Raw genomic sequence first — 12935 nt, 5'->3', positions numbered from 1 at the left:
TGAGCGTCGTTACGGGACTCCGGGTGTTCTCTCAATCCCTGGCAATTCTACTTGTGCTCTTTGATGTAGTTCACCGCTGCGCCAACAGTGGTGAGCTTCTCCGCGTCCTCGTCGGGCACCTCGAGCTCGAACTCCTCTTCCAGGGCCATGATCAGCTCCACGATGTCGAGGGAGTCGGCGCCGAGGTCCTCGATGAACGAGGCCTCCAGCGTCACCTCTTCCTCCTCAACCGAAAGCTGGTCGACGATGATGGCCTTCACCTTCTCGAAAATCGGATCGTTGGACATGGGCAGGTTCACCTCCTCTCAGGGGATCGGCACCTTGCCGCGGAAATTCTAGTACATGGTCAGGCCGCCGTCGACCGCGAGCGTCTGCCCGGTGATGTACGCACCACCCGGGCCGGCCAGGAAGACCACCGCCGCGGCGACATCTTCGGGCCTGCCAAAGCGCTCCAGGGGAATCTGCCGGAGGAAGTTCTTCCGCTGCTCCTCGTTCAGTTCCAGCAGCATGCCGGCATCGATGGCGCCGGGGGCGACGCAGTTGACCGTGATGTTCCGGCTGCCCAGCTCCCGGGCCACCGCCCGGGTGAGGCCCACCAGGCCCGCCTTGGCGGCGGCGTAGTTGGCCTGCCCCGCGTTGCCCGCCAGCCCCGACACCGAGCCGATGTTGATGATGCGCCCGGCCCGGGCCTTCATCATCGGCCGGGCCACCGCCTTGATGCAGAGGAAGGCGCCCTTCAGATTGGTGTCGAGCACGTCGTCCCAATCCGACTCCTTCATCCGCATAATCAGGGTATCGCGGTTGATGCCGGCGTTGTTCACCAGGATGTCGACCCGGCCGAAGCGCTGCAGGGCCGCCTTCACCAGGGCGTCGGCGCCCTCCGGCGTTGCCACGTCTGCCTGCACCGCCAGGGCCTCGGCCCCCAGGGCGGTGAGCTGCTCGACGAGCGCGACGGCCTTGTCCGCGCTGCGAGCATAGTTCACCACCACTGCGGCGCCCTCACGGGCCAGGGCGAGGCAGATCTCCCGGCCCAGCCCGCCGGTGGCACCGGTAACAATTGCCACCTGCGTAGATAGGTTCATCTTAGCAAACCCTCCCCAGGGAATCAAGCACTCGGCCCAGCGACGCCGGGTCCTCCACGTGCATCGCCCGGACGCCCTTGTCGATCTTCCGGACGAAGCCGGTGAGCGTTCGGGAGGGGCCCACCTCCACGAAGGTGTCCACCCCGTCGGCGATCATCCGCCGGATCGACGCCTCCCACAGCACCGGGCGGGAGACCTGCTCGACCAGGAGCCGGCGGATCTCGTCGGGCCGGGTGACGTAGTCCGCCGTGACGTTGGAGACCACCGGCACCTGCGCCTCCCTGAGCCGGATCCCCTCCAGGGCCTCGGCCAGCCGCTCGCCGGCCGGCCTGAGCAGGCGCGAGTGGAAGGGCGCGGTCACCGAGAGCCGCACGGCGCGGCCCCCGGCCTCCGCGGCCAGCTCCATGCACCGCTCCACGGCCTCCGTGTGGCCGGCCACCACCACCTGGCCAGGGCAGTTGTAGTTGGCGCCCTCCACGTGCCGCCCCGTCTCCCGGGCGGCCCGGGCGCACAGGTCGTCCACCTGGGCGCCGGTCAGCCCGAGCAGGGCCGCCATGCCCCCGGTGCCCAGCGGCACCGCCTCCTGCATGTACGTGCCCCGGCGCCGCACCAGCGGCACCGCCTCCTCGAAGGTCAGCGCCCCCGCGGCCACCAGCGCGCTGTACTCGCCCAGCGAGAGGCCCGCGGTCACATCCGGCCGGATGCCCTCACCGGTCAGCAGTTCCAGGCACGCCACCGAGAAGGCCAGCACGGCGGGCTGCTGGTTGGCGGTCTTCTTCAGCTCCTCCTCCGGCCCCTCCCAGCATAGCTTTCTCAGGTCGAACCCCACCAGCTCGTTCATCTGCTCGAACCGGCGGGCCACTTCGGGGTATTGCCGGGCGAGCTCCTGCCCCATCCCGACATACTGGGCCCCCTGGCCCGGAAAGAGGAATGCGATCTTCGCCATTCAGTCAGGCCTCTCTTCAAGGTTTCTTGGCTGTAAGGATTGACCGATGTCTGCCTGTTCTAGTCAACTTCGTGGAATATAATACCAAGCGCACCCGGGCCCGCGTGGCAGGCCACCACGGCCCCCAGCTCACCCACCAGGTACTCCTCCACCTGGTACCCCTGCTTCACCTCTTCGCCCCAGGCCCGGGCCTGCTCGAGCGACTGGGTGTGCACCACCGCGAGCCGGATGCGCTTGCCCGGGGCGACCCGCTGCTGCATGATCTCCCTCGCCCGGGCCAGCACCCGGGAGCGGCCGCGCACCTTGTCGGCGGGGGCCACCACGCCCTCCTGGTCCACCTGCAGGATCAGCTTGATGCCCAGCAGCCCGCCCAGCAGGGCGGTCGCCTTGCCGATGCGGCCGTTGCGCCGCAGGAACTCCAGGGTATCGATGGTAAACAGGATGTTCATCTTGTCGCAGGTGCGGTTCGCCCAGGCGACGATCTCCTCGCGGCTCTTGCCCTCCTTCGCCATCCGGGCGGCGCCCAGCGCCACCATGCCGAGCCCCAGCGAGACCGACCGGGTGTCGACGACGCTGATGCCCGCCTCCGGCAGCATCTGCGCGGCGATCTCCGCCGAGTTGACCGTGCCGGACATCTTGGAGGAGATGTGGATCGAGACGATCTCATCCCCCGCCTCGTGGATGCGCCGGTACACCTCCAGGAAATCGCCCGGCGCCGGCTGCGCGGTGCTGGGATGGTGCGGGCTCTCCTTCAGCTTGGCCCAGAAGCCGTCAGACTCCAGGGTCACGCCGTCCAGGTAGGATTCCTCCCCGAAGCGGACGGTGAGCGGCACCACCTCGATGCCCAGCTCCCGGCAGAGCTCCTTCGGCAGGTCGGCGGTGCTGTCGGTGACAATACGAACCCCCATTTGCCGTGCTCCCCCTTTGCCTTATCTCCCCCAGCGCAGGGCCAGGGCGCCCCAAACCAGTCCGGCCCCAAACGAAACGCAGACCATCAGGTCGCCGTCGCGCACGCGCCCCTCCGCGAGCGCCTCCGTGAGGGCGACCGGAATCGACGCAGACGACGTGTTGCCGTAGCGGTCGAGGTTGACGACCACCCTCTCCGGCGGGATGCCCAGCCGCTTGACGGCGCTGTCGATAATGCGGACGTTCGCCTGGTGCGGCACCAGCAGGTCGATATCGCCCACGGTGAGGCCGGCCTTCTCCACCACCTGGACCGTCGCCTCGTTCATGACCCGCACCGCGAACTTGAAGACCTCAGGACCGTTCATGTGCACGAAGTGCAGCCCCTGCTCCACCGTTTCCGGCGAAGCCGGCCGGCGGGAGCCGCCCGCGGGCGTGTACAGGTGGCAGGCACCCGCTCCTTCCGCCCCCAGCACGGAGGAGAGGATGCCGCGCCCTTCCGGGACCGGCTGCAGCACGGCTGCCCCGGCCGCGTCGCCGAAGAGGACGCAGGTCGTGCGGTCCTGCCAGTTGACCATCTTCGAGAGCAGTTCGACCCCAATGACCAGTGCGCAGTTGTAGAGCCCCGTGGCAATGGACTGCTGCGCCATCACCACCGCGTAGATCCAGCCCGGACAGGCGGCGGAAAGGTCGAAGGCGGCAGCCCGGTGTGCGCCCAGAGCCGCCTGGACCAAAGCGGCCGTCGCGGGCATCGGCATGTCCGGGGTGACCGTGGCGCAGATGATCAGGTCGACGTCGTCGGGCGTCACCCCCGCCTGCGCCATGGCCTGCCGGGCCGCCCGGACCGCGTAGTCCGAACTGGCCTCGTCGTCCCCGGCGATCCGCCGCTCGCGGATGCCGGTGCGGGTCCGAATCCACTCGTCGGAGGTCTCCACCATCCGTTCCAGGTCCTGATTGGTGAGAACCCGCTCGGGCACCGCCATGCCGAGGCCGGTGATGCCCACGGGGCGTATGCTCATGCCGGGGAATCCCCCTCTTCCTTCGGTTTGTCAGCGGCGGCCAGCCGGGCGATCGCCTCGGCCAGCCGGTCGGTCACGCGCCCTTCCAGGGCCAGCTTCATCACCCGAATGCCGCTCTTGATCGCATGGGCGTTGGAAGAGCCGTGGCACTTCACCACAGGCGCCTTCAGGCCCAGCAGCAGGGCGCCGCCGTATTCGGTGTAGTCGAACCGCTTCGCCATCTTCTTCAGCCCCGGCCTGGCCAGGGCGGCGCCGACGGTCGTCAGCGGCGAGGCGGTGAGCGCCTCCTTCATGGCCTTGAACAGGGCCATCGCCACGCCTTCGTACGTCTTCAGAAGAACGTTGCCCGGGAACCCGTCGGCCACCACCACGTCGGCCTCGCCGAAGGGCACGTCCCGCGCCTCGATGTTGCCGGTGAAGTGAATCGACTCCAGCTTCTGCAGGAGCGGGTAGGTGGCCTTGACGAGGGCGTTGCCCTTCTCCGCCTCGGTGCCGTTGCTCAGCAGGGCCACCCGGGGCCGGCTAAGGCCAAGAATCTCCCGGGCGTAGATGTCGCCCATCAGGGCGAACTGCACCAGCCACTCCGGCCGGGCGTCGGGCGTGGCGCCCACGTCCAGCATGAAGACCGGCTGCTTCACGGTGGGCATGATGGTCCCCAGGGCCGGCCGGTCGATGCCCTTCATGCGCCCGATGCCCAGGGTGCCCACGACCACCAGCGCCCCGGTGGAGCCGGCGCTCAGCAGGGCGTCGGCCTCCCCCTGCTTCACCATCCGGGCGGCCACCGTGAGGGAGGCGTCCTTCTTGGACCGGACGGCCCGGGTGGGTTCCTCGTCGGCGGTGATCACCTGTGTGGTGTGCCGGACCTCGACGCTCTCCGGCAGCCCGCCGGCCTTCTCCGCCTCCGCCCGGATGCGCGTCTCGTCGCCCAGCAGCACGAAGCGCAGCTCCGGCCACTCGCGGGCCGCCTGAATGGTACCCTGAACTTCCGGGGCGGGTGCGGCGTCGCTGCCCATGGCGTCTACTGCGATGCGAAAGCTCATTGCTATGCCCCTCCCCCGACCTTGGTGGGATCCACCTCGAACACGGAGAACTTGCCGCGGAAGACGTTCTCGGTACCCACGCGGGTCTCGACCAGGACGACGTGCTGGTTTCGCCTCCGGCGAATGACCTCGCCCTTGGCCACCAGCTTCTCGCCCACGGTGACCGGCCGCTTGAACTTCACGTTGGCCAGACCGGTCAGCACCACGTCGGCGTCGATCAAGGCGATGGCCAGCGACTCCGCCTGGGCGTAGATGTACTGCCCCCGCACCACCCGGCTCCGCTCGAAGACCATGTCCTCGGTGGTCTCCAGGATGGAGATGCCCCGCTCGCCCAGGGTGATGTCGATCAGCTCGCCGATGATCTCCTTGTAGCCCATGGACTTCACGATGCCGTAGGTGCGCTCGGCCACCGACTTGGTGCGCTCCCGGAGCTCGGGAATGCCCAGGGCCAGCCGGTCGAGCCGGATGGTCTGGATGCTCACGCCGAAGATCTGCGCCAGCTCCTCATCGCTGAGGAAGGGGTTTTCGCGGATCTTCTCGCGCAGGGCAGCCTGCCGGTCCCGCTTCCGCAATCCGGGCGTCACAGAGAACCACCTCGCCATTCTCCTGCGATGGGTGGCACCGGGCCGCGCCACCCGGTCATAAAAGCTGCTGTGGATATCCGCTGCTAAAACGAGGTTATATGATCTGGTGACAATTATAGCGAGTGTGGGTAGGGCTGGCAATAGCGATCTGCGATTCAGGAAAAGCACCAGTCCCCGGGACCGCCGACAGGCGGTACCCGGGGACTGTTCATGTTCGCTCCAATTCACGGGGCCTTACGGCCCGACTCCCCTTACTGCGCGGCCTCCTCCTGCTGGATCACCTGCCGGCCCTGGTAGTAGCCGCAGGTGGGGCAGACCCGGTGCGGGATCCTGGGCGACCTGCAGTTCGGGCACGGGCTCAGGTTCGGCGCCACCAGCTTGTAGGTCTGGGCGCGCCGCGAATCCCTGCGGGCCTTGGACGTCTTTCTCTTCGGAACCGCCATGCTGAATTACACCCCTTTCACATCTCCGTCAGTTCAGATGACGGACCCGAGACCCGGTCCCGGGGGGAATAGTTTTAGGAATGGGAATCCGGCTTCCGGAGCAGGTCTTTCAGCACCGCCAGCCGGGGATCAACGCTTTCATCCGACTCCCCGCAGCCGCAGGGCCCCTCGTTGAGGTCCTTGCCGCACCGGGGGCAGAGCCCCTCGCAGTCCTCGCTGCAGAGCGGCTTCATGGGCAGCGCGAGCAGAATGTGATCGCGCACCACATCCGTCACGTCCACCTCATCGCCGCTGTAGAACGAGACGGTCCGACCCGATTCGGCGTTGTCCTCCTCCGCCGTCTCGCCGCCGGCATCCTGCCTCTCCACGAACTCCTCGTCGAAGGCCACGGAGAGCGGCTCTGTGTACCGCCTGAGGCAGCGGCTGCAGGCCAGGCTGGCCTCGCCCTGCAACTCCGCCTTCAGCAGCAAGCGATCGCCCAGGTTCCAGATCTCTGCCGTGCCGGTGAACGGGCGGTCGAACCGGACCTCCGCACCACCAAACTCGATCGACTCCAGGGTAACCGAAAGGTCGGTCCGCTTTTGAAGCCCGATCTCCTGTTTGATGTCTGCTACATCGATGCGCACGGGAAACCACCTCAATCCTGGCCCCGCGCCCGGGCGTGCTGCGCGGGCACAAGCAGTATTATATCGACGGATGCCTTTCCTTGTCAACGATTACGAATCCATGTAACGTAAGGAGCCGCCCACACCGCATACTCTCTGCGGAACGGGCGGGCGCTATCCGCCCGATGCCCTGAGCCACTCCAGTGCGTCGCGCACGTGGTCGACCGGCACCACCTGCACCCGGGTGGCCACGGCGGCCGCTTCCTCGTAGTTGCCCCGGGGAACGAACATGAGGTCCGCCCCGGCGGCCTCCGCAGTGTAGACCTTCTGCTGCACACCACCGATGCGGCCCACCCGGCCATCCGGCTCGATGGTCCCGGTGCCGGCCACGACCAGGTCCGTCAGCCCGCCGGGGGTCAGCTGATCAATAATCTGCAAAGTGAACATGAGGCCGGCGGAAGGCCCGAAGATCGAACCGGACCGGATCTCCACCGGCACGGCGTCGTCGTCGAACTCCAGCTCGTCCTGAATCGTGATGCCCAGCATCGCCGTCCCCTCGCGGCCCGCCTCCTGCGACGCGAGGGTGGGCAGCGTCAGGGTCAGCTCCTCTGCGCCCCTCAGTACGGTCGCCCGCACCTCGGCGCCCCCCGGAATCTCCGCCAGGATGCTGCGCAGCGCGGCGGTGCCCGTGACCGGCCCGTCCTCCAGGGCGACGATGATGTCGCCGGCCCTGAGGAGGCCGCGCGCCGGGCTGTCGGCCAGCACGCCGACGACCCGGGCTCCCACCGATCGCACCCCCTCGCCGAAGCCCAGCTGCTGGAAGGCCACGGCGCGGGCCGTGCGCTGGCTGTTGCTCATCAGCTGCCGGTTCCAGTCCACGTACTCCGCGTATGTCTCGAAGCTGCCCAGGTACTGCTCGCGGGTCTCCAGCACGGCCCGCCTGTCCACCTGGGCGTAGAGGTACCAGAACAGGTTGGCGGGCTGGGTGTTGACGACCAGCAAGTACAGATGGCCCCTGTGGACGTCGCCGTTCTCCACCGTCACCAGCCGGCTCGTGTCGATGGCGGCTCCGGGTGCGGTCACGTAGTACTGCGTCGGCGTATACACGAGCACAGCGCCCACAACAGCAATCAGGCTCGACAGCAAAAAGAGCCGTCGAACCCACGCGTCGAGTTGGCGAAACCACAGGACGACCACCCGCAATGGGCTCCCCCCTCGCAGGCTAGAGCTGGTTCTGCAGCTCCTCCCGGGCCTTGCGCACGGCGGCCACCGCCCGCTGCGTATCGGCGGCGATGCGCTCGAGGTCAGGCTGGGTACGGGCAAACAGCTCATCCGCCCACTCCAGGGCGTTCTGCCGGATCTCGCGCGCCACGCGCTTGGCCTGGTCGATCAGCTCGTCGGCCTGGGTCTGCGCCTCCTTGGTGACCGCGGCCTCGCTGGTGAGCTGTGCGGCCAGCGCCCTGGCCTCCCGCAGGATCTCCTCCGCCTGCTCCCGGGTCTCGGCGAGGATGGCCTCCCGGTCGCGGGCGATGCGGTTCGCCTCGCGGATCTCCTGGGGCACCACCTCGCGCATCTCGTCGACCAGCGCGAGCAACTCGTCCGGATCCAGCAGGACCTTGCCCGTGAGCGGCACCCGGGTCGCCTGCGTCACCATCTCTTCCAGGCGGTCGATGAGGGCCATGATCTCCACGGGACTAACCTCCCCGCGTCAGGATTGTGGGTTGCCAAACTTCTCCCGGAGCCGGCGTGCGGTGAACGGCGGCACCAGCCCCTCCGTCGAGCGGCCGAAGTAGGCCAGCTCCCGCACGATGCTCGAGGAGAGATGGGCATACTCGATGCGGCTCATGAAAAAGCAGGTCTCGATGTTGTCGTCCAGTTGCCGGTTGACGGCGCCCATCTGCCACTCGTATTCGAAGTCCTGAATCGGCCGCAGCCCCTTCACGATGACGCGGCAGCCCTGTTCGCGGGCGAAATCCACCAGCAGGCCGTTCGCGGCGGCCACGGAGACGTTGGGGATGTGCTTCGTCGCCTCCTGCAGCATCTCCACCCGCTCCTCCACCGTGAAGAGCGGCGCCTTGCGCGGGTTGGTCAGCACAGCGACGACCACCTCGTCAAACGTGCGGGCGGCGCGCTCGATGATGTCGATATGTCCGAGTGTCACGGGATCAAAGCTCCCGGGACAGATTGCCTTCGTCACGAAATCTGCCCCCCGGCGTCTCGGGCCTCGGCCCGATAGATAGATAGCACGGTCTCTCCAAACACTACTTCCCTGAATCTGTGCAGACCTCCTGCCGCGTCAGGAACCTGGTCCTTTCCGTGGTGCTCACAGATCACCCAGCCGCCCTCCGCCAGGACGCCGCAGTCATCGATCAGCGCCAGCGACTGCGGCACCAGTTCCTGCCCGTAGGGCGGGTCGACGAAGATCAGGTCGAACCGGCGGCCCCGGTTGCCCAGGTCCTTCAGGGCGGCGCGGGCGTCGCGCCGAATCAGTTCCGCCCGATCCCGCAGCCCCGTCGTCTGCAGATTCTCTGCGACCACCCGCAGGTGCGCGGTCTGCAGCTCGACAAAAACGCAGGAGCGGGCGCCGCGGCTCAACGCCTCGATGCCCACACTGCCTGATCCGGCAAACAGGTCCAGAAAATCCGCATCCACCACGCGCGACCCGATGATGTTGAAAAGCGACTCCTTCACCCGGTCGCTGGTGGGCCGAACGGAGCGGTCTTTCAGCGCCTTCAGCGGCCGACCCTTTGCCGACCCTGTGATCACACGCACGCGACTCACCTTTCGCTCTTCTTCCCCGAAATCGCCCGGATCATCCTGTATAGCGGCGTCGGCTGTGGGTATGCTAACGATCAGTGAGAGCCGATGCCGAGTTGAGCGGTAATCACCCCACAGGATGGGCTCTTTCTCCGTTCCGTTTCCTCTCCCACTTCTCCTCTCAGAGCGGCCTTGCGGCCGCTCCTTTTCTATCCACTACGGAAGCACCCACACCTCGCGCGTCTGGATGCCGAACGTCCACGCCTCCCGGGTGGGGATCCAGTCGAACAGGTCGATCATGTTGCCCTTCACCGCGCCCCCGGTGTCCACCGCCACGGCGTAGCCGTAGCCCTCCACGTAGAGCAGCGTTCCCAGGGGGATGACCTCCGGATCCACGGCCACCGCCCCGTGGCGCACCGTGACGCCCGTGCGGGTCACCGTGCCCACGCCCGGCTCGCCCACCGTGTACTTGGTCGCCCGCATTTCGCGGTTCTCCAGGTATACGATTTCCCGGCCGTCCTGGTGCACCGTGGGAAGGCCGCTCGCGTCCAGCAGCACCCGGCTGACCAGGGCCGCCGCCTCGGCGCGGGTCACCTGGCTCCAGGGCCGCAGCGTCCCGTCGCCGAATCCCCGGATCAGCCCCTCGGTGAGCGCCAGGGCCATCGTCTTGCGGTGCGGCTCCACGACGTCCGCGCCGTCGCTGAACTGCCGCAGGATGTCCGAGGCGTCTCTCCAGTGAATCTGCTGGGCCGTCCAGCGCTTGCCCGTCGCCCGGACGAGGGCGGTCACCACCTCCTGCCGGGTGATGGCCCCCTCGGGATCGTAGTACTCAACGGGATCGTCATCCACCGTATCGGTGACGGGCTCCAGAATGGCCAGCCGGTAGGCCAGCTCCACGTACGGCGCGTACCAGGTCCAGCACTGGGCGTCGGCAAAGATCCCGGAACAGTTCCCGGCCGGGTCGAGCCGCCGCGCCGTCAGCAGCATCTTCAGGAACTCGGCCCGCGACACGGGCGCGTCCGGGCGGAACTGCCCCTCCGGGTCGCCGTGGATCACGCCGGCCGCGACCAGCCGCTCCACCTCAGGGTAAGCCCAGTGGTGCGGCGGCAGATCCGCGAAGAGCCTGGGCTCGGGCTCGGCTTCTGCCTCAGGCTCAGGTTCAGCCTCGGGTTCGCCCTCAGGTTCGCCTTCAGCTTCCGATTCGGCGTCAGGCTCGCCCTCAGCTTCCGGTTCGGCGTCAGGCTCGCCCTCAGCTTCCGGCTTGGCCTCCGCTTCAGGGTCAGACCCGGGTTCCGGTTCATGCGAACCGCCCGTTTCCGGCGCCGGTTCGGTGCCAGGCAGCTCTGGTTCGGTTTGCTCGATCGGGGACGAGGGAGGCTGCTGCGAGCCTGGCTGCGAGGAAGGGTCAGCGACGGGCGCCGGCTCCTCGGGGCCGGCGGCGGCTGCGGGAGCCACACTGCTGCTCACCAGAAGCAGCGCCGTCGCGACGGCGGTCATCCATCTCTTAGACATGACTTCCTCCTTCATCCTGGTTCGGATGAAGGAGGAATTCCACATGCAACCCCACGATCCTTCTAAAGTTGTATTATCGCACCACTCTACAGTAGAACAGTCTTTCGACAATCGGCCGGCGGCCAGAGCGCCCCGCGCCGTTGCCGAAGATCGCGTAGCGCTGTTCAAACAGCTCCACCGGACCCCGCTGCTCCAGCGCGGCCCAGATCACCTCGTCCGGAATGATGCCTTCATTGTTATAAGAGAGCAGGATGTGGCGCGCCCGCGCCCGCCGGATCAGCCGGGTCAGGTGCTGCCCGGCCGACGCCCGCCGGGAATAGGCGGACTTCAGCCCGTCGCGGGCAAACTTGCGGGTCTTGCCGTAAAGGCGGGGCTTCTCCCACCGGGCAATGTTCTCCAGCACGTGGTAGTTGTCGATGTACTGCCGCCCGTTGTACGGCGGATCCAGGTAGAGCACGTCCGCTTCCATGTGGTCGATCAGCTCATCCGCGTCTCCGCAGAAGACCCGGTTGGCCTCCGACTCCACCACCTGCGGCAGGCCCAGTTCCAGCGGCTTGTAGACCGTCGCGTCCACCAGGTGCGTCCCGTCCGGGGCGTAGGGCTCGGCGCCCAGGTGCTTCAGGAAGGCGTCGTACTGGCCGCAGGTGTTGGCCACCTTGTCGGCGGCGTAGATCAGACTGGTGAGCAGCACCGCCTCCTCCTGCTCGCCGATGACCCCCTCCTCCCGCCAGCGGGCGATGCTCTCCCGGATCGCGTCGATGCGGCCGGCGTTCTCCTCGGTGAAGTAGGTGCCGCCGAACTCGCGCCAGCAGTAGCCCTGCTCCGGCGGGAGATCGTTCAGGCGGGCCAGGAGTTCGGCGACCCGGTCCCAGCGGACATCGCCGGGCCGGCCGCCCAGGAAGCAGCGGGCGGCGATGTAGTTGTGGTAGAGGTTGTCCGCCGCCGTGACGGCGAGGCCCCTGGCGGCGAAGTGGTACGCCACCGCTGCCGAACCGGTGAACGGATCGGCGAGGGACCGGGCGTCAGGCGCCCGCTCCGTCACCACCTGTTCGATGAACGGCAGCAGGTTCTGCTTGCTGCCGATGTACTTGCGGTTGTGCACCCACAGCGGCTTCACCGGGCCCCTCCTCTTCCGCTCATTCCTTGCGCAGCACCAGGATGTTCTGATGGATCATCGACGGGATGAACTCGTACCGGTAGCCGTACACGTGCAGCTTCTTGGCGACGTCGTACCAGATCAGGTTGGCCTTCAGCACCAGCCCCAGCGACTCCAGCAGCCAGGCCAGCTCCGCCGACAGCATATGGTAGCGGCCCGAGTGGTACATGTCGCCGATGAAGACCACCATGTACTGCCTCGGCCGCAGGAGGCGCAGCGACGCCGCGAAGACGTCGCGCATGGTGGCCAGCCACGCTTCCTTCCCCTCCATGCCGGTGACGTCGGCGGCGGCCTCGTCGGCCGTGAAGGGTGAGAGCCTGGACCGGCGCCGCTCCACGGCGGGGCCGTCGGCCCGCTTGAACTTCCCCTTCGACCGGCGCCGCCGGTCCATGTTCCAGTAGGGCACGTCGGTCAGCACCAGGTCGAAGGACTCTTCTTCAAACTCCTTCAGGACCGTGCGGCTGTCGCCGCAGACGGCCTGCTGCTCCTCCAGCCCCTCCAGGCGGCAGACCTCCCGGTAAATCTCGATCCAGCGGGGATTGATCTCCACCCCGACCGCCTGCCTCCCCGAGATGGTCGCCCCGATGAGCGTGCCGCCCACGCCCATGAAAGGGTCGAGCACGCGCTGGCCGGCCTTGGTGAACGTGCGGATCAGGTCCGCGCACAGCTCAGGCGGCTTCTGCCCGCCGTGCTGGCTGCGCAGCGCAAACTGGAAGGAAGGCGGGAAGCTCTTGTTGATCACCGACCGGGTGGCGAAGACCCACTCCTTGCCCGTCAGGTCGTTCAGCCGGTTGTCGGTGTGGTAGATGCCCCGTTCGCCCATGTCGATGTGGTGGGGCTTCAGCCCCTTCCGCTCCGAGGTCGTCGCTGCCACCCCCCCACTGCGCC

Annotated in this window: 16 protein-coding genes; all 16 read right to left on the bottom strand. The window is 67.5% G+C overall.

The window, feature by feature from the left end:
* Positions 1-47: 47 nt before the first annotated feature.
* Positions 48-287: an acyl carrier protein gene (gene acpP, locus ACZ45O_RS03610; protein ID WP_464855638.1), complete on the bottom strand. Its 240-nt coding sequence runs from the start codon at positions 285-287 to the stop codon at positions 48-50.
* A gap of 48 nt (positions 288-335) precedes the next feature.
* Positions 336-1082 carry a 3-oxoacyl-[acyl-carrier-protein] reductase gene (gene fabG, locus ACZ45O_RS03605; RefSeq protein ID WP_464855636.1) on the bottom strand — a complete coding sequence of 249 codons (747 nt, stop codon included), beginning with the start codon at positions 1080-1082 and terminating at the stop codon, positions 336-338.
* A gap of 1 nt (position 1083) precedes the next feature.
* Complete coding sequence (gene fabD / locus ACZ45O_RS03600) at positions 1084-2028, bottom strand: ACP S-malonyltransferase (protein WP_464855634.1); 945 nt, start codon at positions 2026-2028, stop codon at positions 1084-1086.
* Between the two features lie 59 nt (positions 2029-2087).
* Positions 2088-2936: a DegV family protein gene (locus tag ACZ45O_RS03595; protein WP_464855632.1), complete on the bottom strand. Its 849-nt coding sequence runs from the start codon at positions 2934-2936 to the stop codon at positions 2088-2090.
* A gap of 21 nt (positions 2937-2957) precedes the next feature.
* Positions 2958-3950 (bottom strand): beta-ketoacyl-ACP synthase III, encoded by a 993-nt coding sequence (locus tag ACZ45O_RS03590; RefSeq protein WP_464855630.1) that lies wholly within the window; start codon positions 3948-3950, stop codon positions 2958-2960.
* Positions 3947-4990 (bottom strand): phosphate acyltransferase PlsX, encoded by a 1044-nt coding sequence (plsX, locus tag ACZ45O_RS03585; RefSeq protein WP_464855628.1) that lies wholly within the window; start codon positions 4988-4990, stop codon positions 3947-3949. Before plsX ends, ACZ45O_RS03590 begins: the two co-directional genes overlap by 4 nt.
* A gap of 2 nt (positions 4991-4992) precedes the next feature.
* Positions 4993-5592, bottom strand: coding sequence for a transcription factor FapR (gene fapR / locus ACZ45O_RS03580; protein WP_464855626.1), 600 nt, complete (start codon positions 5590-5592; stop codon positions 4993-4995).
* 233 nt (positions 5593-5825) lie between these two features.
* A complete protein-coding gene (rpmF, locus tag ACZ45O_RS03575) occupies positions 5826-6017 on the bottom strand; it encodes a 50S ribosomal protein L32 (RefSeq protein WP_464855624.1) in 192 nt (63 codons plus the stop codon).
* A gap of 74 nt (positions 6018-6091) precedes the next feature.
* The gene (locus tag ACZ45O_RS03570; RefSeq protein ID WP_464855622.1) at positions 6092-6643 is read right to left on the bottom strand and encodes a YceD family protein; all 552 of its coding nucleotides are present in this window, start codon (positions 6641-6643) and stop codon (positions 6092-6094) included.
* A 153-nt stretch (positions 6644-6796) separates the two neighbouring features.
* On the bottom strand, positions 6797-7735 hold the full coding sequence (locus ACZ45O_RS03565; RefSeq protein WP_464855620.1) for a YlbL family protein: 939 nt from the start codon (positions 7733-7735) through the stop codon (positions 6797-6799).
* Positions 7736-7844: 109 nt separating this feature from the next.
* On the bottom strand, positions 7845-8312 hold the full coding sequence (locus ACZ45O_RS03560) for a hypothetical protein (RefSeq protein WP_464855618.1): 468 nt from the start codon (positions 8310-8312) through the stop codon (positions 7845-7847).
* 18 nt (positions 8313-8330) lie between these two features.
* Positions 8331-8819, bottom strand: coding sequence for a pantetheine-phosphate adenylyltransferase (gene coaD / locus ACZ45O_RS03555; protein WP_464855617.1), 489 nt, complete (start codon positions 8817-8819; stop codon positions 8331-8333).
* Positions 8816-9403 carry a 16S rRNA (guanine(966)-N(2))-methyltransferase RsmD gene (gene rsmD / locus ACZ45O_RS03550; protein ID WP_464855615.1) on the bottom strand — a complete coding sequence of 196 codons (588 nt, stop codon included), beginning with the start codon at positions 9401-9403 and terminating at the stop codon, positions 8816-8818. The genes coaD and rsmD overlap by 4 nt, the downstream gene beginning before the upstream one ends.
* Positions 9404-9595: 192 nt before the next feature.
* Positions 9596-10891 carry an S-layer homology domain-containing protein gene (locus ACZ45O_RS03545; protein WP_464855613.1) on the bottom strand — a complete coding sequence of 432 codons (1296 nt, stop codon included), beginning with the start codon at positions 10889-10891 and terminating at the stop codon, positions 9596-9598.
* A gap of 73 nt (positions 10892-10964) precedes the next feature.
* On the bottom strand, positions 10965-12008 hold the full coding sequence (locus ACZ45O_RS03540; protein ID WP_464855611.1) for a DNA adenine methylase: 1044 nt from the start codon (positions 12006-12008) through the stop codon (positions 10965-10967).
* Positions 12009-12027: 19 nt separating this feature from the next.
* The gene (locus ACZ45O_RS03535; protein WP_464855609.1) at positions 12028-12921 is read right to left on the bottom strand and encodes a DNA methyltransferase; all 894 of its coding nucleotides are present in this window, start codon (positions 12919-12921) and stop codon (positions 12028-12030) included.
* Between the last annotated feature and the right edge of the window lie 14 nt (positions 12922-12935).

The organism is Symbiobacterium turbinis, from assembly GCF_055383075.1.
The sequence above is the reverse complement of the archived record's forward strand: the minus strand, read 5'-3'. Positions and strand labels throughout refer to the sequence as shown.